Source organism: Candidatus Poribacteria bacterium, assembly GCA_021295755.1.
Lineage (GTDB): Bacteria > Poribacteria > WGA-4E > WGA-4E > PCPOR2b > PCPOR2b.
In genome coordinates, this window is sequence record JAGWBT010000149.1 from 1 (window position 1) to 1,969 (window position 1,969).

The 1,969-nt window shown below is 50.1% G+C and carries 2 protein-coding genes; both read right to left on the reverse strand.

The window, feature by feature from the left end; all coding sequences use genetic code 11:
* Window positions 1-244 (reverse strand): hypothetical protein (locus J4G02_18905; protein MCE2396607.1); only part of this gene is annotated, 244 nt, incomplete at its 3' end.
* A gap of 138 nt (window positions 245-382) precedes the next feature.
* Window positions 383-1,777: a C1 family peptidase gene (locus J4G02_18910; protein ID MCE2396608.1), complete on the reverse strand. Its 1,395-nt coding sequence runs from the start codon at window positions 1,775-1,777 to the stop codon at window positions 383-385.
* Window positions 1,778-1,969 lie beyond the last annotated feature (192 nt).

Below are 1,969 nucleotides of genomic sequence, written 5' to 3' on the forward strand. Positions count from 1 at the left end.
GACTCGAACCGATATCAATTCGGCTCGGCAAATTCTCCGCTGGAGTGGCATCGTCTGGATCACGCGTCATACCCCAATCAATGAATCGCTGCATGAGTCCACTACAGTGGTCTGGATTATAGGCGCCGCGCAGGGCAATACCCGGGATACGGGCGTCCGCAAGGGCTTGGAGCGGGTCTGCCTCATGGTCAAAGACGGTCTCTAGGTCGGGTTCCAGCACCGACCAACTTTCACTAAATGCCATTTTATCCCTCCTGTTAACCTTACCTAGTTCTGTTCAAGAATTACCTTCTGTAGGTCGATTTTCCAAAATCGACGGTCTTTCTTACACACGAACCAATGAACCAATGAACCAACACAGTGTCGAGATTTGAATCCCGACCTACACGGACGTTTCCCTCGCCAACGCACCCATTGGATCCCATGCGGGTAGAGCAATCGGTTCCGTTTCGAGCGCATCTTGCAGTTCGTCAGGTAGATACTCTTTTCGCGCAGCAATCTCAAACATATACTGGTCAAACCAGTTGTCGTTCATCAGGTAGAACCCCTTGCGCCCACTATCTGCGCCCCAACTGTTTTCAACCCGCCAACGACGCGGAATCTCTCTGCCGTTCTCCTGTACCACATCCACACCCGTGAATAGCATCGCATGGGTCATCAGAGTCTGGTGGTACTGGAGCCGCCCTGCCTTATCAAGGGTGAATGGGGTGTCGTAGACACCTTCGTAGTCAAACAGTTTCGCATCCCAGAGACCGAGATCGGTTTGCATCATCTTCCCAACATCACACCCCATCCAGACCGGCTCTCCATCCATAATAGTCTTCATCGCTATCTGTTTCATGAGGTCGATGTCGATATTCAGGTATTTGACAATCGCACCGCCCTCGACATTGCCGAGGCATTCAACCGTGAAGGTTTTGCCGATCGGACTTGTTGGACGTGGGTCGTGGACAAGGCAAACGTAATCATCGACCGGGACGGTGATATATTTCTCTGCAAACTGTTGTGGCGTCATCTCCCCGTCACGGTGAAAGTCTTTGTCCGCGTCGTTCCACTGCCAATCGAATTGGGTGGGCGGCGTACCGAGATGGATAGAGAGGATGCGGTGGATAACCGTGATAATCTCATCTTTGGCATCTAACAGTTCATCAAAACTCGCATCTTTTGATGCCATATCACGAAGCGTCTTGGCGCCCTCGCGCAGCTTATTCAGCAGAATGCGGTTCATCTTGTTTGAGCTCGAAGAACTTTGCGTCTCTGGCATAAACGCTTGGGGAACCAAGCCATGTTTCTTGATTAGATTGACGAACATATTCCACTGTCCGCCATCTTCCAGTGGGCTTTCAAGTAACCACGCAACGCACCGATCATCTACAGGACGGTCTACCATCTCAATCATCCGCTGCAGAAAATAGTTGGAACGTTCGAGCTTATCCCAGAAAAAGGTATAGTTTTGACTGAACTCAAATTCTTTCAGGTTCATCTTTTTCATCGCGCCGACGCGGAACAGGTTCAGTCCAGCGAACATCCAACATCTGCCGCTGCTTTTCTGGTTTGTAACGCTCCAGTCATCTAACACATGGCTGAAGGTGAAGTCGCTGTTAGTAACAATCTGACGGTCAAGGGCGATGTCATCTACGGCAATCTTACAGACGGCATTCTGCGCCATCCGATAGACCGAGTTACCCTCAAAATCGTTGCGTAATTTTGCGATTCGGTGTGGGGACAGTGTCCCGTCTTGCAAACCCTCAAGTGACCTTAATGTATCGGCTGCCATATCAGTACTCCTATCTGTTAAAGTTCAGTCGGTTTTTGTGCCCAAACGGACAATGTAGGATAATTATGGTGAATTAGAGAAATAAGTGGACATTTACCAATAACTTCGACCTCCACGAAGCTTCCAAAGTCCCCCTGATAACGGTTTCCCCCTTGATAAGGGGGGCTAGGGGGGTTGGGGGATTTAGGGGGT

Bases quoted from the DNA above. Each gene is read 5' to 3' on its own strand.
- J4G02_18910 (MCE2396608.1), bottom strand. From the start codon at position 1,777: ATGGCAGCCGATACATTAAGGTCACTTGAGGGTTTGCAAGACGGGACA.